The following is a 16,234-nucleotide window of genomic DNA, read 5'->3' on the forward strand; positions in this document are numbered from 1 at the left end:
ACTTCTTGTGCTGCCCTTGGTGCAATGCTCTTTGGGCGTTTCATGTCTTGCATCACATCTAACAATCAGTAGATACTCATAAACAAGACGGATCAATCACATCGTTCACTTTCGACCTAAAACGATCGAACTCGAACAAGCGAGAAGAGTTTTCCATGAATGCACTGCCTACCGCAGGCACGCCGACTCTGGCCCTGGCCGGAGGGCCTCTCGTCCAGGCCTGGGGAACGCACACTTCTCCTTCCAGCCTTGCGGACCTGCTGACCGGCGGCCTGTCCGGGCTGCGCATCCGTCCGGTGGATGACGCCACCTGGCACGGTGTCAGCGAGGCTGCCTACGCCGGTCTGGCGGCCGAGGCGCGGACGGAGTGCGGGACAGCCTGGCCGCAGCCGCTGGTCTCGCACTATGCCCGCTACTTTCGGGACGGCAACCGCACTGCTTATGAAGGGCTGGTGGGGGCACGGCAGCAGCGCCTGACGCGCGCGGTAGTGATGGCCGTCCTGTCAGGGCGCGACGCCGGAACGCGCGACGGCGGAATGGCTGCCGGGCGCGAGGCCGGAACGGGCCCCGGCCGGGACAGGGGACGCGCCGCCAGCGACACTCGCGCCTGCGCCGCCGGGGCCAGCTCCCATGACTGGCTTGACGAGGCGATCGACGGCGCCTACCTGCTCTGCGAACAGAGCTCCTGGAGCTGGGCGGCGCACGATGACGTGTTCAGCCGCAACGGCGACGTGGTGCCGGACAAGTCCCGGCCCTACCTGGACCTTGGCGCCGGCGAGGTGGCAGCACAACTGGCCTGGACGGACTTTGTCCTCGGTGACTCCCTGGACGTCCGGGCGCCCGGCCTGCGCCGCAGGATCCGGCAGGAAACAGCCGAACGCGTGATCACCCCTTTCCTGGAGCGTCTCGACTGGCACTGGCTCGGGCTGGACGGGGACGTCCACAACTGGAATCCGTGGATCCACACCAACCTGATTGCGGCGGCCCTTTTCCTCGTAGACAGCCCCCAGCTCAAGGCAGTCACCGTTGCCCGGTGCATCGAAGGGCTGGACCGGTTCCTCGCCTCTATCCCTGCGGACGGGGCCATCGACGAGGGCTTTGCCTATTGGTGGAACGGTGCCGGCAGGGCGCTGGAGGGCCTTGCGCTGCTGGAGGAAGCCACCCGCGGGGAGCTCGGGGTCGACCTCCCTGTGGTCCGGCAGCTGGTCTCCTTTCCGCACCGCATGCATCTGGGCGGCAGCTGGTTCCTCAACGTCGCCGACGGTCCGGCCCGGGCCGCCAGAGGCCTGCCATGGGACATGCTGCACCGCTGGGCGGTGCGCCTGGAGGACAGTGACACGGCGCGGCACGCAGCCTCGTTCGTTTCCGGGCAGCCGGAGGCGACGGCGGGACTGGGCCGGGTGTTGCATTCGCTCCTGCACGGAACGGAAGCGGACAGGACAGAAAAGCACGGAACAGAAAAGGGCGGCGCCGATGAATCGGGTGGCCGCGCGCCGCTGGTGCCGTTCACCTATCTCCCGTCGGTGCAGATCATGGTGGCCCGGGAAGCCGCCGGGACTGCCCAAGGCCTGTTGCTCGCCGCGAAGGGCGGGCACAACGGGGAGCATCACAACCACCGCGACGTCGGCAGTGTGGTGGTTGCCGTCGACGGCGTTCCGCTGCTGGTGGACGCAGGCCAGCCCACCTATACCGCCAAGACCTTCGGCCCGGACCGCTATGACATCCGTGCCATGCAAAGCGCCTGGCACAGCGTTCCCGCGCCGTTCGGCCTGGAACAGGGCACCGGAAAGGACTTCGCGGCGGACGTGCTGCAGGCGCCAACCCCCGATGACCCGACGCTCCGGCTGGCGCTCGGGGCAGCCTACGGGCTGCGGGCGGAACAGTGGATCCGGACATCGTCGCTGGACCGGGAGGCCCGGCAGGTGGTGGTCACCGACCACTGGGACCTTCCGGATGCGCCGGAGGGAACAGCGTCCGACGTCGGCATCACCTACCTCGCGGCAGGCACCGTAAGCGTCGGCAGGGACGGTTCCGCCACCATCCTGCCCATCGGGATACCGTGCGCTAACGTGCCATCTTCGGACATACCGTCTGCTGGGAACGGAAGGGGAGCGGTGCTGCGCTGGGAGCCCGCCGACGCCGTCGTCCTGGTGGATGAATGGCCCCTGGATGACCCCCTGCTGTCCGAGGTGTGGGGCGCGCGGCTGACCCGGCTGCGCTTCCGCCTGCCCCAACAACTCCTGCCTGAGATCCCCGTACCCAAAATTAAAGGCGCCCGAGGCGCCTTTACCCTCACAGTGGAGGCAACACCATGAGCCCCGAACAACCAACCGAAGGCGCCGGGAAATCGCTGTTCTCGCTCCAGCGCCGTGAGCGGCTGATGGAGGAACTGAGGGCCCACGGCGCCATCACGGTGCGCGGCATAGCGGTGAAGCTGGGGGTCAGCGAACTGACCATCCGGCGGGACGTGAACCTTCTGGCCGACGAGGGCCTGGTGTCCCGCGTCCACGGAGGGGCCACGCTGCCCAGTCCGCTGGACAGGTCGGGCTCGGCGGGCCGGCCGGCGCCGCACAGCTACTCCATTGGCATGGTGGTTCCGTCGCTGGACTACTACTGGCCTCAGGTCATCAGCGGAGCGCGGGCGGAGGCCGAGGAGCGGAACGTGCGGATCCTGGTCCGCGGCTCTGCCTACGACGCCGCCGACAACCGGCGCCAGGTCCAGGCCCTGCTGGATACGCAGAACATCGACGGGCTGATCGTCGCCCCGGACCTGACCGGCGAGCGCGGGCAGGAGCTGATCCGCTGGCTCAACGCCCTGCCCATTCCGGTGGTGCTGGCCGAGCGGCGCTCGCCGGTGGAAAACCCTGCCCACCGCCTCGAATGGGTGGCCACAGACCACGCGTTCGGTGCAGGCATGGCGGTCAGGCATCTGTGGCAGGAAGGCCACCGGCGGATCGGCTGCCTCGCCGATTCCTCCAGCCCCACCACACCCCACGTGGCGCGCGGGTGGCGGCAGGCCCTCACGGCACTGAAGATCCCGGTGGAGGGCTCTGTCCACGAGGATTCGGCGAAGCTGGACAATGGCGACCGGGCCGCGCACTTCGACCACGTCCTTGAACTCTGCAAAAAGACGGGGACCACGGCGATGCTGGTCCACTCGGATACGCAGGCGGTGGCGTTTGTCCAGCACTGCGTGGACAAGGGACTCCAGGTGCCCGGGGACATGGCGATCGTGGGCTACGACGACGAAGTGGCCTACCTTGCTGAGCCCGCCATCTCTGCCGTCCGGCCGCCCAAGCAGTACGTCGGGAAGGTGGCCGTCCAGCTCATGTCGGCGCGCCTCGCCGAAGGCCGGATGCGGCCGGTGCACCGGATCGAGCTGAACCCGGAGCTGATCCTCCGCGAATCATCCATCGGCGCGCCGCGGATGCCCGCATCCGGCGTGCTCCAGGAATCCCCGTGACGGCGGGACCACCGACGGCTCCCTCCTGCTGCGTGCCATCGTCTGGCTCGCCGAATAATCCCTTGACCCCCTGAGGAACCCATGCCATCCACAGTGAATCCCCCTGCCTTGACCGTTCCAGCCCTGGACCCCAAGCTGTCGCCGTACACCGGCCTGACCCGCGCCCACTGGTGCGCCTACGCGGACTACCTGCTCCGCTCGGCCCACCGTTACGGCACTGCGGACCACGCCAACATCCACTTGCCTGGCGCCGGCAGCGCGTACGGACCGCGCAGCGATTCGCTGGAAGCCTTCGCCAGGACGTTCCTGCTGGCATCCTTCCGGATCGCCGGCGACCCGCAGGGCACGGGCTGGATCGCGGAGTGGTACGCCCAAGGCCTCGATGCAGGCACCAATCCGACGAACCCGGACCGCTGGCCGACGCCCGGCGAGCTTGGCCAGGCCAAAGTGGAGGCGGCTTCCCTCGCCGTGGGGCTGGCGCTGACCCGCGACGTGCTCTGGGACAAACTCCCGCAGCGGGTCCAGGAGCAGCTCATTACATGGTTCGAAACCGTGATCGGCGGGGAGTACCCGCCCATCAACTGGGTCTGGTTCCAGATCGTGGTGGAGACCTTCCTGGCAAGTGTCGGCGGCCGCTCCTCCGACGAGGACATCGACGCAGGTTTGGCCATTCACGACTCGCTCTACCGCGGCCACGGCTGGTTTGCCGACGGTCCCGAGCGCGCCTACGACCACTACGTGGGCTGGGCATTCCAGGTCTACCCGCACCTTTGGGCGCTGATGGCCCCTGAGGATCCGCGCGTCAAGGCCCGCAAGGCCGTCGACGGCGAACGGCTCGCCGATTTCCTCGATGATGCCGTCCACTTGGTCGGGGGCAACGGGGCCCCACTGATCCAGGGAAGAAGCCTCATCTACCGCTTCGCCGCTGCCGCACCGTTCTGGGTGGGCGAACTTTCCGGCCACACCCGGCTGTCCCCGGGGGTGGGCCGGCGGGCGGCATCCGGCATGCTGGACTATTTCACGCGGCATGGATCGATCACCGATGACGGGCTGCTTTCCATCGGCTGGCACGGCGAGTTCGCCGGCATGAAGCAGTCCTACTCCGGTGCGGGGTCGCCATACTGGGCCGCCAAGGGCTTCTTGGGACTTGCCCTGCCGGCGGACCACCGGGTGTGGACCGCCGTCGAGGAACCCCTGCCGGTGGAAGCTGGCGACACCCGGCGGCTGATCGCTGCTCCCGGCTGGCAGGTGGACGGCACAGCATCCGACGGCGTCGTCCGGATCCGGAACCACGGAACCGACCACGCCAACGCCGGCGCCGCGGTTGCCGATTCCCCGCTCTACGCCCGGCTGGGATACTCCACCCACACATTCCCGGACCTTGCTCCCGAATCCCTGGACAACGCCGTGGTGATGGTCGATGCCGGGGGCCGGCTGACGCATCGCACGGGTTTTGAGTTCCTTTGCCAGGCAGACCTCGACGGCGTCCAAATAGGCGTCTCCCGGGCCACCGTCAACTGGATCGAGCCGGATCCCGAGGGCGGTCCGGACCATGGCAGCGGCGCCAAGGGCACTGCGACGCCAGGGCCGGAAGTCACCGTGGTTTCGCTGACGCGCGGGGCGGTGGAGCTGCGACTGGTCCGGGTCCGCGGCACCTCCCAGGGCAAGCCCGCGATCCTGCGGATCGGCGGCTGGCCCCTGGATGCCGCGTCCCCGATGGTGAGTGACATCCGTCCGCTAGCCGGCTGGAGCTCACCACTGGACGACGCCGGAACCTGGCAGCGGGATGCACCGCACCCGGTGGGTGAGCGGCTCACGATTCCCTGGATCGGCACCCAAGGCGCGGCGGACGACGGCGACTATGCCGCCGTCGTCGTCCTCGCGGGGGAGGGGACAACAGAGGGGACAGCAGAGCCCGCTGCCGCCATCCGGTTTGCCGCCGCTGGCGGCTCTGGTGGCGGCCCTGGTGCCGCCGGCGGACCTCGTGTCGCCGATGGAGCAGGCCAGGACGGCGGACGGTTCGAGTTCGCGGACGGCACCGGCGTTGACCTCGCCTCCGCCCTGGAGTTTTTGTCCAGATAGACGGAACGGCCGTTGCAGCACCCGCTAGCCCGGTGCTGCAACGGCCGTTCCTGTGCCTGAAACGAATCCAGGTGTGGCTACCTCACGTCCCGCTATTTAGATGCGAAGAAGCTCACACATTCCCCTTCGGAGGCGAAGCCGGGCTCGATGTTCGTCGCCCAGCCGCCGTTGGTGCAGGCCTCCTTTCCGGTCACGAAGGCCACGGTGTACTCATTCGTGGTTCCGTTGGGGGCCGTCACGGTGGCCACAGCCGCCGGCTTATCGGCCGTTGCCTGGACGATGGACACTTTCGCGTTGGTATCCAGCGGGTACGCCGCCACCGTTGGTACAGCCGTGGACGCCGTCAGAACCTTGTAGCCGGTAGTGCCGGATGCAAAGCCGGCCACGGACTTCTGGTCCACCAGCAGCCGGCCGAGGCCGGCGGTTCCGGCTTCACCCAGGCGGGTACCTGCGATGGCCACCTCAGCCACCTTCGTGTAGGAGCCCGTGGTGACAAACGAAACCCGGATGCCGCGCGTGGTGACGGGACTGAAGGACACCTTGGCCGGGGAGGCCGTGCCCAGGCCGGTGACGGTTCCCGCCGTCGTGTCCTTCCAGGCGCCGGTTGCATCCTGGTACTGGACCGTCAGGCTCTGCGCAGCCTTTTCGGCGAGCGTCACGGTCACGGAGTCCACCGTATAGTCGCGGCTGAAGCTGTAGCTCAAGGTGTCGCCGCCGCGGCCTCCGCTGACCCAGTTGGACCAGCGGGTTGAGGTGTTGCCGTCGCAGGTATTTTTCGCAAGGTAGGAGCCTTCGGTGTAGCTGGCCGTTACGGAGGTGGTGGTATCGTCCTGGCAGATGTGGCTGCTGGGGACACGGTCCACCACGAGGACCGTCAGCTGGGCGTCGAGGGGCTTGTCGCCGTCGACGCCGGTGACCGCCTTGCCCCTGACAGTGGCAGTTCCGGGCGCCTGCAGGCCGGCTGCATCAAATACGCTCCAGTCCCAGGTGACAGGAAGGCTGTTGCGTGCGGTTCCCGTGCCGATCTGCCCTGGCACGGTGGCCGGTGCCGAGGCTTGGACCTCGGCGAGTGTTGTGCCGGTGCCCACCGTGACGGACACGGGGTCGGTGGCCGTGTACTTTCCGACCGTCACTGTCACCTTGGCGTCGTTGAAGGCCTGGCCGTACACGTCGGTCCCGGCACCGGTAACCGTCACCGTACCGCGCTTCTTCCATACAGCCGGATCCACCGCGTTCCACTGGACCGGCACCGGCATGCCCTCGCCCTTTGGGTACAGCGGGGTGACGGTGGCGGGAAGGGACGGCACGACGCCGATGGGCGTGCTCAGTTCCACGGGCTTGGCACCGAGGAGCAGCAGGTCCGCAAGGTCAGTGAAACCCCAGGACTGGTGCGTGCTGCCGGTGGCGGTGGCCGTGGTCCCGGCTGATGAGCCGAGCACAACAGCCGTTCCGGCCGCGGTCTGGTTGCCGGCAACCTGCAGGGCGATGGCCGCGGCGGCATTAATCAGGGACCACTGCTTGCCGTTTTCAGTCGTGACGATCCACTGTGCGGAGGGCGTGGCCTTGGCCTGCTCCAGATCGATCGCTGCCAGGGAAGCAGTTCCGGACTGGCTCGCATTGAGCACGCCGCCGTTCCCGGTCAGCACGCGCCCGTCCTTGGTGGTGACCACCCAGCGGCGGTCGTTGGCGTACTGGTCGCCGCTGTCCACGGCGTGGAACGTCCACAGCTGCGGGGTGACCTCCGCGGCCGTTGTGCCCAGTTCCTGGATGGACGCTGATCCGTCCTGCCGTCCGGTGAGGTACTTTCCGCTGGCATCGCCGGCGAGGTGGTAGCTGTGGCCATCCTGAACCGGTGCGGCATCCTCCGCAACCCCGCTGACGCCGTCGACGACGAATGTCACCACGGAAGCGGCGGGAACGTCAAGGGTGGCCGACTTCGCCGAGGCGTCGACGGCGACCGGGGCGCCCTTGACGAGAGCGTTCCGTTCGATGTCATCCAGCGGCGATTTGGTGGTGACCACGGGTGTGACGGTGGCGCCCGGAGCGATGGCGGCGAAGCGGCTGAGGTCGATGGTGACCTTTTCCGCCGTCGGGGTGTCGTTGAAGTGCACCAGGGTGGCGCCGTTGCCGTCGGCGTCCAGTGCGCTCGCTGTCTTGGCGTTGTCGTTCTGGATAAGGAAGTCGCCGGGCCGGATGTAGTGCGTGAAGTTCCGGGTGGTGTTGTACTTCTGGTTGGTCAGGACCCTGCATTTGGCCTGGTCCTGGGACGCGCCGTCGTTGAGCCGGCGGTTGGAGAAGCCTTCGCGGCCCTCGTAGTTGCAGTCGAAGTCAATGTAGATGGAACCCCAGCCCTTGTCGGCCTTCTCCTGCTTGTACGTGTCCTCCACAGGCTGCCAGAACACCCAGGCATCGGGTTCGAGTTCGCGGAGGTCGTTCACCATGCGGCCGGCGATGCCCAGGCCGTTGGTGATGTTGGAGCGGTCCCAGCCGCTGGTGGAGTCGCCGAGGGCCGGGTTGCCCGGCCAAAAGCCGCCCACCTCGCTCATCCAGAGTGGCTTGTCCGTGGAGTTCGCCAGGTCGCGGACACGGCGGCGGTCATTGGTGCCGTAGGTGTGGACATTGAGCTGGGCGGCGGCGTCCTTGGCCGCCTGGCTGTAGCCGTTCCAGTTGGTCATGAACTTGGTGGGATCGGTCTCGTCCATCGCGGAGATGACGGCGTCCGTGGTGGTGCTGTCCTTGGCCAGTTCGGCGGCGAGCAGTTTGGTGACGCGGTCCTGGGCGGCCGGATAGATCAGCGCGCCCTCCTGCTTCTGGGTGTAGCTGGTGGGCGGTTTCCCCGTTGCCGGGTCGATCGCCGTGCCCCAGTAGCCGGAGTTGGGCTCGTTGAACGGGTCGATGGTGTCCACGGTAATGCCGCTGCCGGCCTCGAGGAGCTCGACGGCGTGCTTCATGTAGGCGGCGAACTTGGCTTCCGCCTGGGGCAGCAGGTTTTCACCCTTGTTGGAGTTGACCTGTCCGGACACGTAGCCGCTTTTGGTCATGAACCAGGGCGGGGAATTGCTGAACGCCTCCCAGTGGCTGATCTGCTGGTCGGCGGCCAGGCGTTCCACCCACCAGCGCTGGTTCCGGTCCGCGTCAGGGTTGTAGGACGCGGGATCGTCCGGGTTCCACTGGTTCAGGAACGCCAGTTTGTTCGCCTGGGCCGGATCCACAGAGCCGTCGGGGTTGTAGAGGTTTGACGCGACGGTGCCTGCCGCTGGTTCGGCGACCGGGTTCCACCATCCCTCCACAGCACTGCCGTCGTTGAGGTAGCCGGCAACGTCCGAGGCGTTCCCGCCGCCCACGTTGTAGCGGGCGATGTTGAGGTTGAGTCCGTCCTCGCCGAAGACCTTCTGGTACAGCTCTTCACGCAGTTCGGGGGAGTAGCCCGCCGTCGCGTTGGCAAACCAGACAAGGCTGGTGCCCCAGCCTTTGAAGGCCTCGCCACGGCTGGCAGGGTTCGGGGTGATGGTCACCGGGGTGGCTCCGTCCGCTGCTGCAGGGGGTGCCGTGGGCATCAGTGCCAGCCCGGCCATGGCAGTGGCTGCTGCTGCCAGCGCTGCCACCGGCCTTCGGATTCTTCGTGCATAAAACGCCATTGTTATACCTCGTGGTCTCAGGGTGCGGAGCTGGTCCGGCGGTTGTTCGGGCCCGGGGATTAGGGCGGGGGAAAGCCGGTCCAGCGAGACTATGTTCGGGGTCTTACCCCTACAAGGGATATGAACAGGCTCGTTCGTGCTCGGTCACAGGTGTTCAGGCTGGCTGGTTCTGGTGCTTCCCGTCTGGTTGCCGCCCCGTAGACTGCTCGTGTGCTCTACGAGGAGTTTCCCGCCCCCGCCCGGCTGCAGCCCTACGTCAGTCACTTCTGGTTTGTGCGCGGCGCTCCGCCGGCTAGATACGAAAAGATCCTCCCGGGTCCGTTGGCCCACCTGATCCTGAACCTGTCCTCGCCGTACCGCCTCCTCGATCCGTTCGCCGCGGCACCGGGCAGCGGGGCAATGGAAGTCGCCGTCGGCTTCTACTCAGGCGTCCAGCGCAGCTACCTCATCAGCGAGAATCCGCCGCAGCTTTTCAACATCGGCGCCGCACTGCGGCCCTACGGCATCGCGGCACTCACCGACGTGCCGCCGTCGGAACTGCAGGGAAAAGTCCAGGACACGGACGTTTTCCTGCCTGGCTTCGCCTCCCTGCGCACTGGCCTGATGGACTCCGGTCCGGCCCCTGCGTTCGCTGCCCTGGAAACTTTCCTGACGTCCCGGTTCGGGGGCGGAGCGGACCCCCGGACCCTGGAGGCTGTTGCACTGCTGGCTGAGGAGGACATCCCCGTGGCAGAGCTGGCCCGGCGCCTTGGCCTCAGCCCGTCCACCCTGCAGCGGATCATGCTCCGCGACTGCGGAATTACGCCCAAAAGCTACGCCGACGTGTGCCGGTTCTACCGCTTCGTCAATGCCGCGGCCCGGTTGCCCGAGGACGGCTCAAGCGGCCGGGAGCTGTTGGCACTGGCCGATTACTACGACCAGCCCCACCTGATCCGCGCCTTCCGGCGCTTCAGCGGCTTCACGCCGTCGGAATACCTCCGCCTTGTCCGGGAACACGGGCCCGAGTACGCCACGTTTATCCCGCTCCGGAGCGTGGGCTGAAGCCCGACGGCGGCACACTGGGCAGGTGCCTGCCCGCGGTCCGCGCGGTGCGGCTTTTGTACAAGACCCTGGAGCGGCGCCGGCGTAGGCTCCAGCCACGGACGCCGCCCAAGTGCGTCTGCGGGAGGGGCGAACGCCATGGAACTGCACATCAGCTGGTTGGGGGTACTGCTGGCTGCTTTGGCCACCTTTGTGGTGGGCGGGCTCTGGTACTCCGTGCTTTTTGCCAGGGTGTGGCAGCGCGAGTCCGGCGTGACGGACGGGCAGCTCAAGCAGGGGACCGTCCGGGTTTTTGTGGGGTCGTTCCTGCTCGCCCTGGTCATGGCGGTGGTGCTGGCTGCGTTCATAGGCGAGGGCGGGGCAGGTTTTGGAACCCTGGCGGGACTGGCGGCCGGCGTGGGCTGGGTGGCGGCCGCCCTGGGCATCAACTACCTGTTTGAACGCCGCAGCCTCACGCTGTTTGCCATTAACGCGAGCTACAACATCGTGGCGTTCACGGCGATGGGGGCGATTATCGGCGCTTTGCAGTAGGAATCTGGTTGCCTCCAGGAGTCAGCGAACCTCAAGGATCAGGGCGAGCAGCCTCGCAGCTGCCGGGCGGGCGGCATGTTCCTCGTTCCACTGCGACCTTGCCACAGCCTTGCTGACGGCCTGCGTGGTGATCCCCAATTCCTGGGCGACGGCCTTCTGCTGGCCCCGGACCCCGGGGGTCATCAGGTCCAGGACGCGCCATTCAGCGCCGGACCTGCCGCGGACAATGTGGCCCAACAACCGGAGCACGGACTCGGCCTCGCGGGCCAGATCGGACAGCGGGCCTTCCACAGCCACCGGGATACGGTCCTTGCCGTTTCGGAGGCGGTCCACGGCACGGCGGGCGTAGACCAGGCTGTGCCCGGAGGCGTCCCTGATCAGGTTGGGCAGCGGCTCATTGACAGGTCCCACACCGATTCCCACGTACCAGGTGCCGCAGCGCAGGGCGATCAGTGCAGCCTCCACAGCCTGGTGCGGGCAGTCCACGATCCCCTGCACCTCGTCCTCCACGGACCGGTCAAAGTCGAGACGCGCCGGAATGTGCCGCAGGTCCTTGAGCAACTGCGGCACCCGGTCACCATCGCGCCGGCTGTCCGTTTGATTGATGGTCAGCGTGAACATTCTGGGTACACCCTACCCGGTGATTCCCATCACGGAAGTGCCCGGATTCAGGCCTGGTCGAGCCTGACGGCCGAGCTGATCTGAACGGGCGGCAACGCCTTGGGCACCGTCGATCCGGCCGGTTGCAGGCCCGATTCCACCATGGCCTGCTGGATCTCCGCCACCAGCCTGTCCGGAATCCGGGACATGCTGAACGTGAAGAATCCCGGCTGAGGTGCCCCGGCCGCCGGCCCCTGGCCGGTACTTCCTACTGCCCCAATTGCCGAGGGTTTGCCGCGGAACACCACGGCAAACCGTCCGCTGACGCCCAACGTGACCTTGCTTTTCTTATCCAGGGTTTTGAGCAGGCCATCCGCCTCAACGCCGGCCGGGGCCTGGACAGTCCGCAGCGAGGTTGCGTCGATGTCGTTCCAGAAGATGGCGCGCGCTGTTTGCTTCTGGGCGTACCCGTACACCAGGCCACGGTCGAAGACCAGCAGGCGTCGGAAGCTCCAGAACAGGGTCAGGGACCACAGGACCAGCCCGGTGAGGATGCTCGAAGTCACAAAAAGCGGGACATCGGAGAAGAGGCCAGGGGACCGTTGCGATGAGGGGTTACCGGTGAACTCGGCGATGATGCCGTAAATGAATCCGACCGCCACGAGGACAGGCAGCCACTTCCAGGCGATATGCCAGGAAAGTTCGCTGTGCCGCAACCGGCCCAGCCTGTCCCCGTAGAGCCGCTCGGCCCGGCGGACCAGCCAGGTTCTGCCGGTGTCAGCCACGCGGGCCTCCTTGTTGGTAGGGGCCGGGTTGGTTTAGGCCTTGTTCGTATGGGCCGGGTTCATAAAGGCCTGGAAGCTGGGAGTGCCTGGCCGCGGCTTCTGCGTTTGCTGCCCGGGCGACGTCGGGGTGGATGGGTGGCGGCGGTACGGGAAACCGCCGGTCAAGCGTCAGGTGGCGGGCTTTGGGACTGTCGCCCGAGGGGCCAGAGCCGCCGGCCGCCGCAAGGAGTATGACCAGGATGACAATGGGAAACAGCACCATCCTGGAAAACATGACCCATCCGGCCCGCCAGAACCCCGGGCGTTCACCGGCATTCACCCGGACCAGGACCGTAGTTGTCGCCAGCGACCCGAGGGAAAATCCGCGGGCGCAGCTGAACCCGTACAGCCACGGCGCCGCCAGCCAGACGGCGATGGCTGCGGCCGCCGTCTTGCCAGCTGTTCCCGTCACGGACGTTGCGGCAGCCGCGGACGCCACCGCCGCGATGACGGCGATGAGGCTGAAATCCACGGCCCAGGCCCCGAACACCTGCCAGCCGGTCGCTTCCACCACCGGCCGGCCGTTCCTCAAGTATTTTGTTCGTTTGCGCGCACTGTGAACGAGTGCAGGATCCGCGTAGGCTGCCGGACCTGCCACCCCCTGGGCCTTCACCACGGTGTCCCCTTTCCTGCTGTCGAATCAACCCTAAGAACTTACCTGTTCGCGAACCATGTAGCGATGGGGAGTGCAGCCCACCGGAGGCCGCCGCTAAAACGGCCGGGGGTCCCGGCCGAAGGTTGCCAGCCCGGCCGTCATCTGTTGCGATGGAGGATCAGCTGCCTGGGCAATACATCCGGGGCAGCAGGCGCGACGTAAGGATGGTTATGGCGGGCAGCCTGGGACAGGACGAACTGGAACATGTGGACCGGTGGTGGCGGGCGGCCAACTACCTCTCGGTGGGCCAGATCTACCTCCGCTCCAACCCCCTGCTGCGGAAACCGCTCACGGCGGAGGACACCAAATCCCGGCTGCTGGGCCACTGGGGCACTACGCCGGGCCTGAACTTCGTGTACGCCCACCTGAACCGGGTGATACGCAGGGATTCCCAGGAGATGCTGTTTGTTGCCGGACCGGGCCATGGCGGCCCTGCGGTGGTCGCAAACGCGTGGCTGGAAGGCACCTATTCGGAGATCTATGGCCACGTGGGTAATGACGAGGCCGGCATGGCTGAACTCTTCCGCCAGTTCTCCTACCCCGGCGGCATCCCCAGCCACGCTGCGCCGGAAAGCCCGGGATCCATCAGCGAAGGCGGCGAGCTGGGTTATGCGCTGGCCCATGCGTACGGTTCGGTGTTCGACAACCCCCAGCTGATCACCGCCGTCGTGATTGGCGACGGCGAGGCTGAAACCGGTCCGCTGGCAGCGAGCTGGCATTCGCACAACTTTTTGGACCCGTCAGCGGATGGCGCGGTGCTGCCCATCCTGCACCTGAACGGGTACAAGATCGCCAACCCCACCATCCTCGCCCGAATGCCCGAAGAACAGCTGGACCAGCTGCTGCGCGGCTACGGCCACGAGCCGTACTTCGTCACGGTGGACCACCCGGATGCCACCGAGAAGGCGCACCGGGACTTCGCCGCGGCGCTGGACCAGTGCCTGGCGGACATCCGCGCCATCCAGGACGCGCGCCGGGCCCCGTCGGACAACCAGGATGCTGTGGAGGACGGCGCCCCGCGGTGGCCCATGATCGTCCTGCGCTCGCCGAAGGGCTGGACTGGGCCGCGCATCGTGGACGGGCTGCAGGTTGAGGGCACGTGGCGCAGCCACCAGGTTCCGCTGTCCGAGGTCCGCACCAATCCGGCCCACCTGGACCAGTTGGGGGAGTGGCTGCAGTCCTACCGCCCGGAAGAACTGTTCGACGGCGACGGCCGCCTCCGTCCCGACATCGCGGAAGGTGCGCCCACCGGAGATTTCCGGATGAGTGCCACGCCGCATGCCAACGGCGGCGTGCTGCGGCGCGCACTGAAGCTGCCCGCTTACCGGGATCACGCCGTCGAGGTTTCCCGGCCCGGGACCGAACGGGTCAGCCCCATGATCACGCTGGGCTCCTGGATGCGGGACGTCATCTCGCTGAATATGGAGAACTTCCGGCTCTTCGGCCCGGACGAGACGGCGTCCAACCGGCTCCAGAACGTCTACGAAGTGACGGACAAGGTGTGGCAGTACCGGATTGACGACGTCGACGAGCACCTCGCCCGTTCCGGCCGGGTGATGGAGGTGCTGAGCGAGCACCTGTGCCAGGGCTGGCTGGAGGGCTACCTCCTGACCGGCCGGCACGGCGTCTTCAGCTGCTACGAGGCGTTCATCCATATCGTGGACTCCATGTTCAACCAGCACGCCAAGTGGCTCAAGGTGCACCGCAAGCTGCCGTGGCGCCAGCCGGTGGCATCGCTGAACTACCTGCTGTCCTCGCATGTCTGGCAGCAGGACCACAACGGGTTCTCGCACCAGGACCCGGGATTCATCGACCACGCGGTGAACAAAAAGGCCGAGGTCATCCGGGTGTACCTGCCGCCAGACGTGAACACCCTGCTGTCCGTTATGGAGCACTGCCTGGCGTCCACGGACTACGTGAACATTGTGGTCAGCGGCAAGCAGCCGTCTCCCACCTGGCTGGGGTCTGCCGATGCTGCCAACCACTGCCGCCGCGGGCTGGGGATCTGGACGTTCGCAGGGTCCGAGATCCCCGGCGAGGAGCCCGACGTCGTTCTCGCCTGCGCCGGCGACGTGCCCACCGTGGAGACGGTGGCCGCAGCAGAACTCCTCAAGGAAGGTGTGCCGGGGCTGAAAGTCCGGGTGGTCAACGTGGTGGACCTGATGCGGCTCCAGGACTCCAGTGAGCATCCGCACGGCCTCCCGGCACGCGACTTCGACGGAATTTTCACCGCTGACAAGCCGATCATCTTCGCCTACCACGGCTACCCGGCGCTGATCCACCGGCTGGCCTACCGCCGCACCAACCAGGAGGGCCTGCACGTTCGGGGTTACAAGGAAGAGGGAACCACCACCACGCCGTTCGACATGGCCATGCTGAACGGGATCGACCGTTTCCAGCTGGCCATCGACGCGCTCGACCGTGTCCCGGGGCTGGCCGAGAAACACTCACTGCTGCGGCAGGACCTCCAGGACCGGCGTATGCGGGCCTTTGAACATACAAGGACCCACGGCGAGGACCCGGAGGAGATCCGCAACTGGTCGCCCGGCACCTGACCCTCCCCGGAGTTATTGTCCATTTATGGCGACTTTGGACGCTCCAGGTCGCCGCAACTGGACAATAATTCGCTAGTCACACAGGTCGGCGGGCTGACCGGACGGCAAATGGATCCAGCCTTCTGACAGCGCTGCCGCGGCATGGGTCCCTGGCGGCCCGAGGGTCTGCTTCAGGACGACGGCGCGGGCGGTCAAAGAGGCGATCACTGCGTCAAAGAGGTCGTCGGACCCGGCCAGCCGCCCTTCGTGTCCGGCCAGGTCCAGCCAAGGCGCGGCAGCCTGCAGTTGGTCCAGGATCACGCCGAGCCGTTCTGCCTCGGGAGCGCCCCGGCCCTTGTAGCCGCGGGCCAAAAGGCCCCAAACCTTCAGGGACGCAGCAGGGTAGACCTCCGCCAGGCGGCCGGATCCGTCCCGCGCCTGCGGCCCGTACTCAGCGGCGATCCTGGCCTGGATCACGGCACACCTCATGGCCGGATGGGCGAGCCGGTCGGCCGAGACGCTGAGCGGGATCAGCCCGGTGTGTCCGGTGACAAAGCGGTCCGTGTCCCGGTATGCCAGCAGCCGGCGTCCCTCGATGCCGTCGTGGTCCAGGACCGGACCGGCGTCGAAATTCAGGTGTCCTGCGAGGAACGGCAGGAAAGCGTCCGGCCAGCCAACCGGGCAGTCGATGCCGGTCATGGCGTTGTTGCCGAAGAGGTCCACGATCTCCCGGTCATCCACACCCAGGGCCAGGTGCTCCAGACGGGCAGAGCCGGTGTTCCATTCCAGGACCGCCACCGCCGTCTTCCTGGTCGCCGCGGCAAGGTCGACGCCCAGCGTTCTCATGCCGCCCGCACTCCTGGGTG

11 protein-coding genes are annotated in these 16,234 nt (G+C 67.0%); 6 read left to right on the top strand and 5 right to left on the bottom strand.

Going from position 1 to position 16,234, the window contains the following annotated elements; genetic code table 11:
* Positions 1–155: 155 nt before the first annotated feature.
* The 3 genes from F8G81_RS01540 (at position 156) to F8G81_RS01550 (ending at position 5,545) form a co-directional block, all read left to right on the top strand.
* On the top strand, positions 156–2,315 hold the full coding sequence (locus F8G81_RS01540) for a heparinase II/III family protein (protein WP_267277291.1): 2,160 nt from the start codon (positions 156–158) through the stop codon (positions 2,313–2,315).
* Positions 2,312–3,463: a substrate-binding domain-containing protein gene (locus F8G81_RS01545; RefSeq protein WP_267277292.1), complete on the top strand. Its 1,152-nt coding sequence runs from the start codon at positions 2,312–2,314 to the stop codon at positions 3,461–3,463. The genes F8G81_RS01540 and F8G81_RS01545 overlap by 4 nt, the downstream gene beginning before the upstream one ends.
* 81 nt (positions 3,464–3,544) lie before the next feature.
* Positions 3,545–5,545, top strand: coding sequence for a DUF2264 domain-containing protein (locus F8G81_RS01550; RefSeq protein WP_267277293.1), 2,001 nt, complete (start codon positions 3,545–3,547; stop codon positions 5,543–5,545).
* A gap of 92 nt (positions 5,546–5,637) precedes the next feature.
* Here the strand turns inward: F8G81_RS01550 and F8G81_RS01555 are convergent, their stop codons facing one another.
* Entirely contained in the window at positions 5,638–9,150 is a 3,513-nt protein-coding gene (locus F8G81_RS01555) for a discoidin domain-containing protein (protein ID WP_267277294.1), read from the bottom strand.
* A gap of 243 nt (positions 9,151–9,393) precedes the next feature.
* On the opposite strand from F8G81_RS01555, the gene F8G81_RS01560 reads away from it, so the two are divergent.
* Both F8G81_RS01560 and F8G81_RS01565 read left to right on the top strand, forming a co-directional pair.
* Positions 9,394–10,224 (top strand): helix-turn-helix domain-containing protein, encoded by an 831-nt coding sequence (locus F8G81_RS01560; RefSeq protein WP_267277295.1) that lies wholly within the window; start codon positions 9,394–9,396, stop codon positions 10,222–10,224.
* A gap of 138 nt (positions 10,225–10,362) precedes the next feature.
* Positions 10,363–10,755, top strand: a complete 393-nt coding sequence (locus F8G81_RS01565; protein ID WP_267277296.1) for a DUF1761 domain-containing protein — start codon at positions 10,363–10,365, stop codon at positions 10,753–10,755.
* A 21-nt stretch (positions 10,756–10,776) separates the two neighbouring features.
* Here F8G81_RS01565 and F8G81_RS01570 read toward each other — a convergent pair whose 3' ends face one another.
* The 3 genes from F8G81_RS01570 to F8G81_RS01580 are packed head-to-tail and all read right to left on the bottom strand — an operon-like array spanning position 10,777 to position 12,795.
* Positions 10,777–11,376 carry a hypothetical protein gene (locus tag F8G81_RS01570; RefSeq protein ID WP_267277297.1) on the bottom strand — a complete coding sequence of 200 codons (600 nt, stop codon included), beginning with the start codon at positions 11,374–11,376 and terminating at the stop codon, positions 10,777–10,779.
* Positions 11,377–11,423: 47 nt separating this feature from the next.
* A complete protein-coding gene (locus tag F8G81_RS01575; RefSeq protein ID WP_267277298.1) occupies positions 11,424–12,140 on the bottom strand; it encodes a hypothetical protein in 717 nt (238 codons plus the stop codon).
* Positions 12,133–12,795 (bottom strand): hypothetical protein, encoded by a 663-nt coding sequence (locus F8G81_RS01580; protein WP_267277299.1) that lies wholly within the window; start codon positions 12,793–12,795, stop codon positions 12,133–12,135. Before F8G81_RS01580 ends, F8G81_RS01575 begins: the two co-directional genes overlap by 8 nt.
* A 209-nt stretch (positions 12,796–13,004) precedes the next feature.
* On the opposite strand from F8G81_RS01580, the gene F8G81_RS01585 reads away from it, so the two are divergent.
* The gene (locus tag F8G81_RS01585) at positions 13,005–15,389 is read left to right on the top strand and encodes a phosphoketolase (RefSeq protein ID WP_267277300.1); all 2,385 of its coding nucleotides are present in this window, start codon (positions 13,005–13,007) and stop codon (positions 15,387–15,389) included.
* Between the two features lie 72 nt (positions 15,390–15,461).
* Here the strand turns inward: F8G81_RS01585 and F8G81_RS01590 are convergent, their stop codons facing one another.
* Positions 15,462–16,214, bottom strand: coding sequence for a DUF429 domain-containing protein (locus tag F8G81_RS01590; RefSeq protein ID WP_267277301.1), 753 nt, complete (start codon positions 16,212–16,214; stop codon positions 15,462–15,464).
* Between the last annotated feature and the right edge of the window lie 20 nt (positions 16,215–16,234).

Source organism: Arthrobacter sp. CDRTa11 (assembly GCF_026427775.1).
Classification (GTDB): Bacteria; Actinomycetota; Actinomycetes; order Actinomycetales; family Micrococcaceae; genus Arthrobacter.

What these genes read in the sequence shown, in the direction of transcription:
- F8G81_RS01540 (WP_267277291.1), top strand. Translation starts at nt 156, where the DNA reads ATGAATGCACTGCCTACCGCAGGCACGCCGACTCTGGCCCTGGCCGGA.
- F8G81_RS01545 (WP_267277292.1), top strand. Translation starts at nt 2,312, where the DNA reads ATGAGCCCCGAACAACCAACCGAAGGCGCCGGGAAATCGCTGTTCTCG.
- F8G81_RS01550 (WP_267277293.1), top strand. Translation starts at nt 3,545, where the DNA reads ATGCCATCCACAGTGAATCCCCCTGCCTTGACCGTTCCAGCCCTGGAC.
- F8G81_RS01565 (WP_267277296.1), top strand. Translation starts at nt 10,363, where the DNA reads ATGGAACTGCACATCAGCTGGTTGGGGGTACTGCTGGCTGCTTTGGCC.
- F8G81_RS01570 (WP_267277297.1), bottom strand. Translation starts at nt 11,376, where the DNA reads ATGTTCACGCTGACCATCAATCAAACGGACAGCCGGCGCGATGGTGAC.
- F8G81_RS01585 (WP_267277300.1), top strand. Translation starts at nt 13,005, where the DNA reads ATGGCGGGCAGCCTGGGACAGGACGAACTGGAACATGTGGACCGGTGG.
- F8G81_RS01590 (WP_267277301.1), bottom strand. Translation starts at nt 16,214, where the DNA reads ATGAGAACGCTGGGCGTCGACCTTGCCGCGGCGACCAGGAAGACGGCG.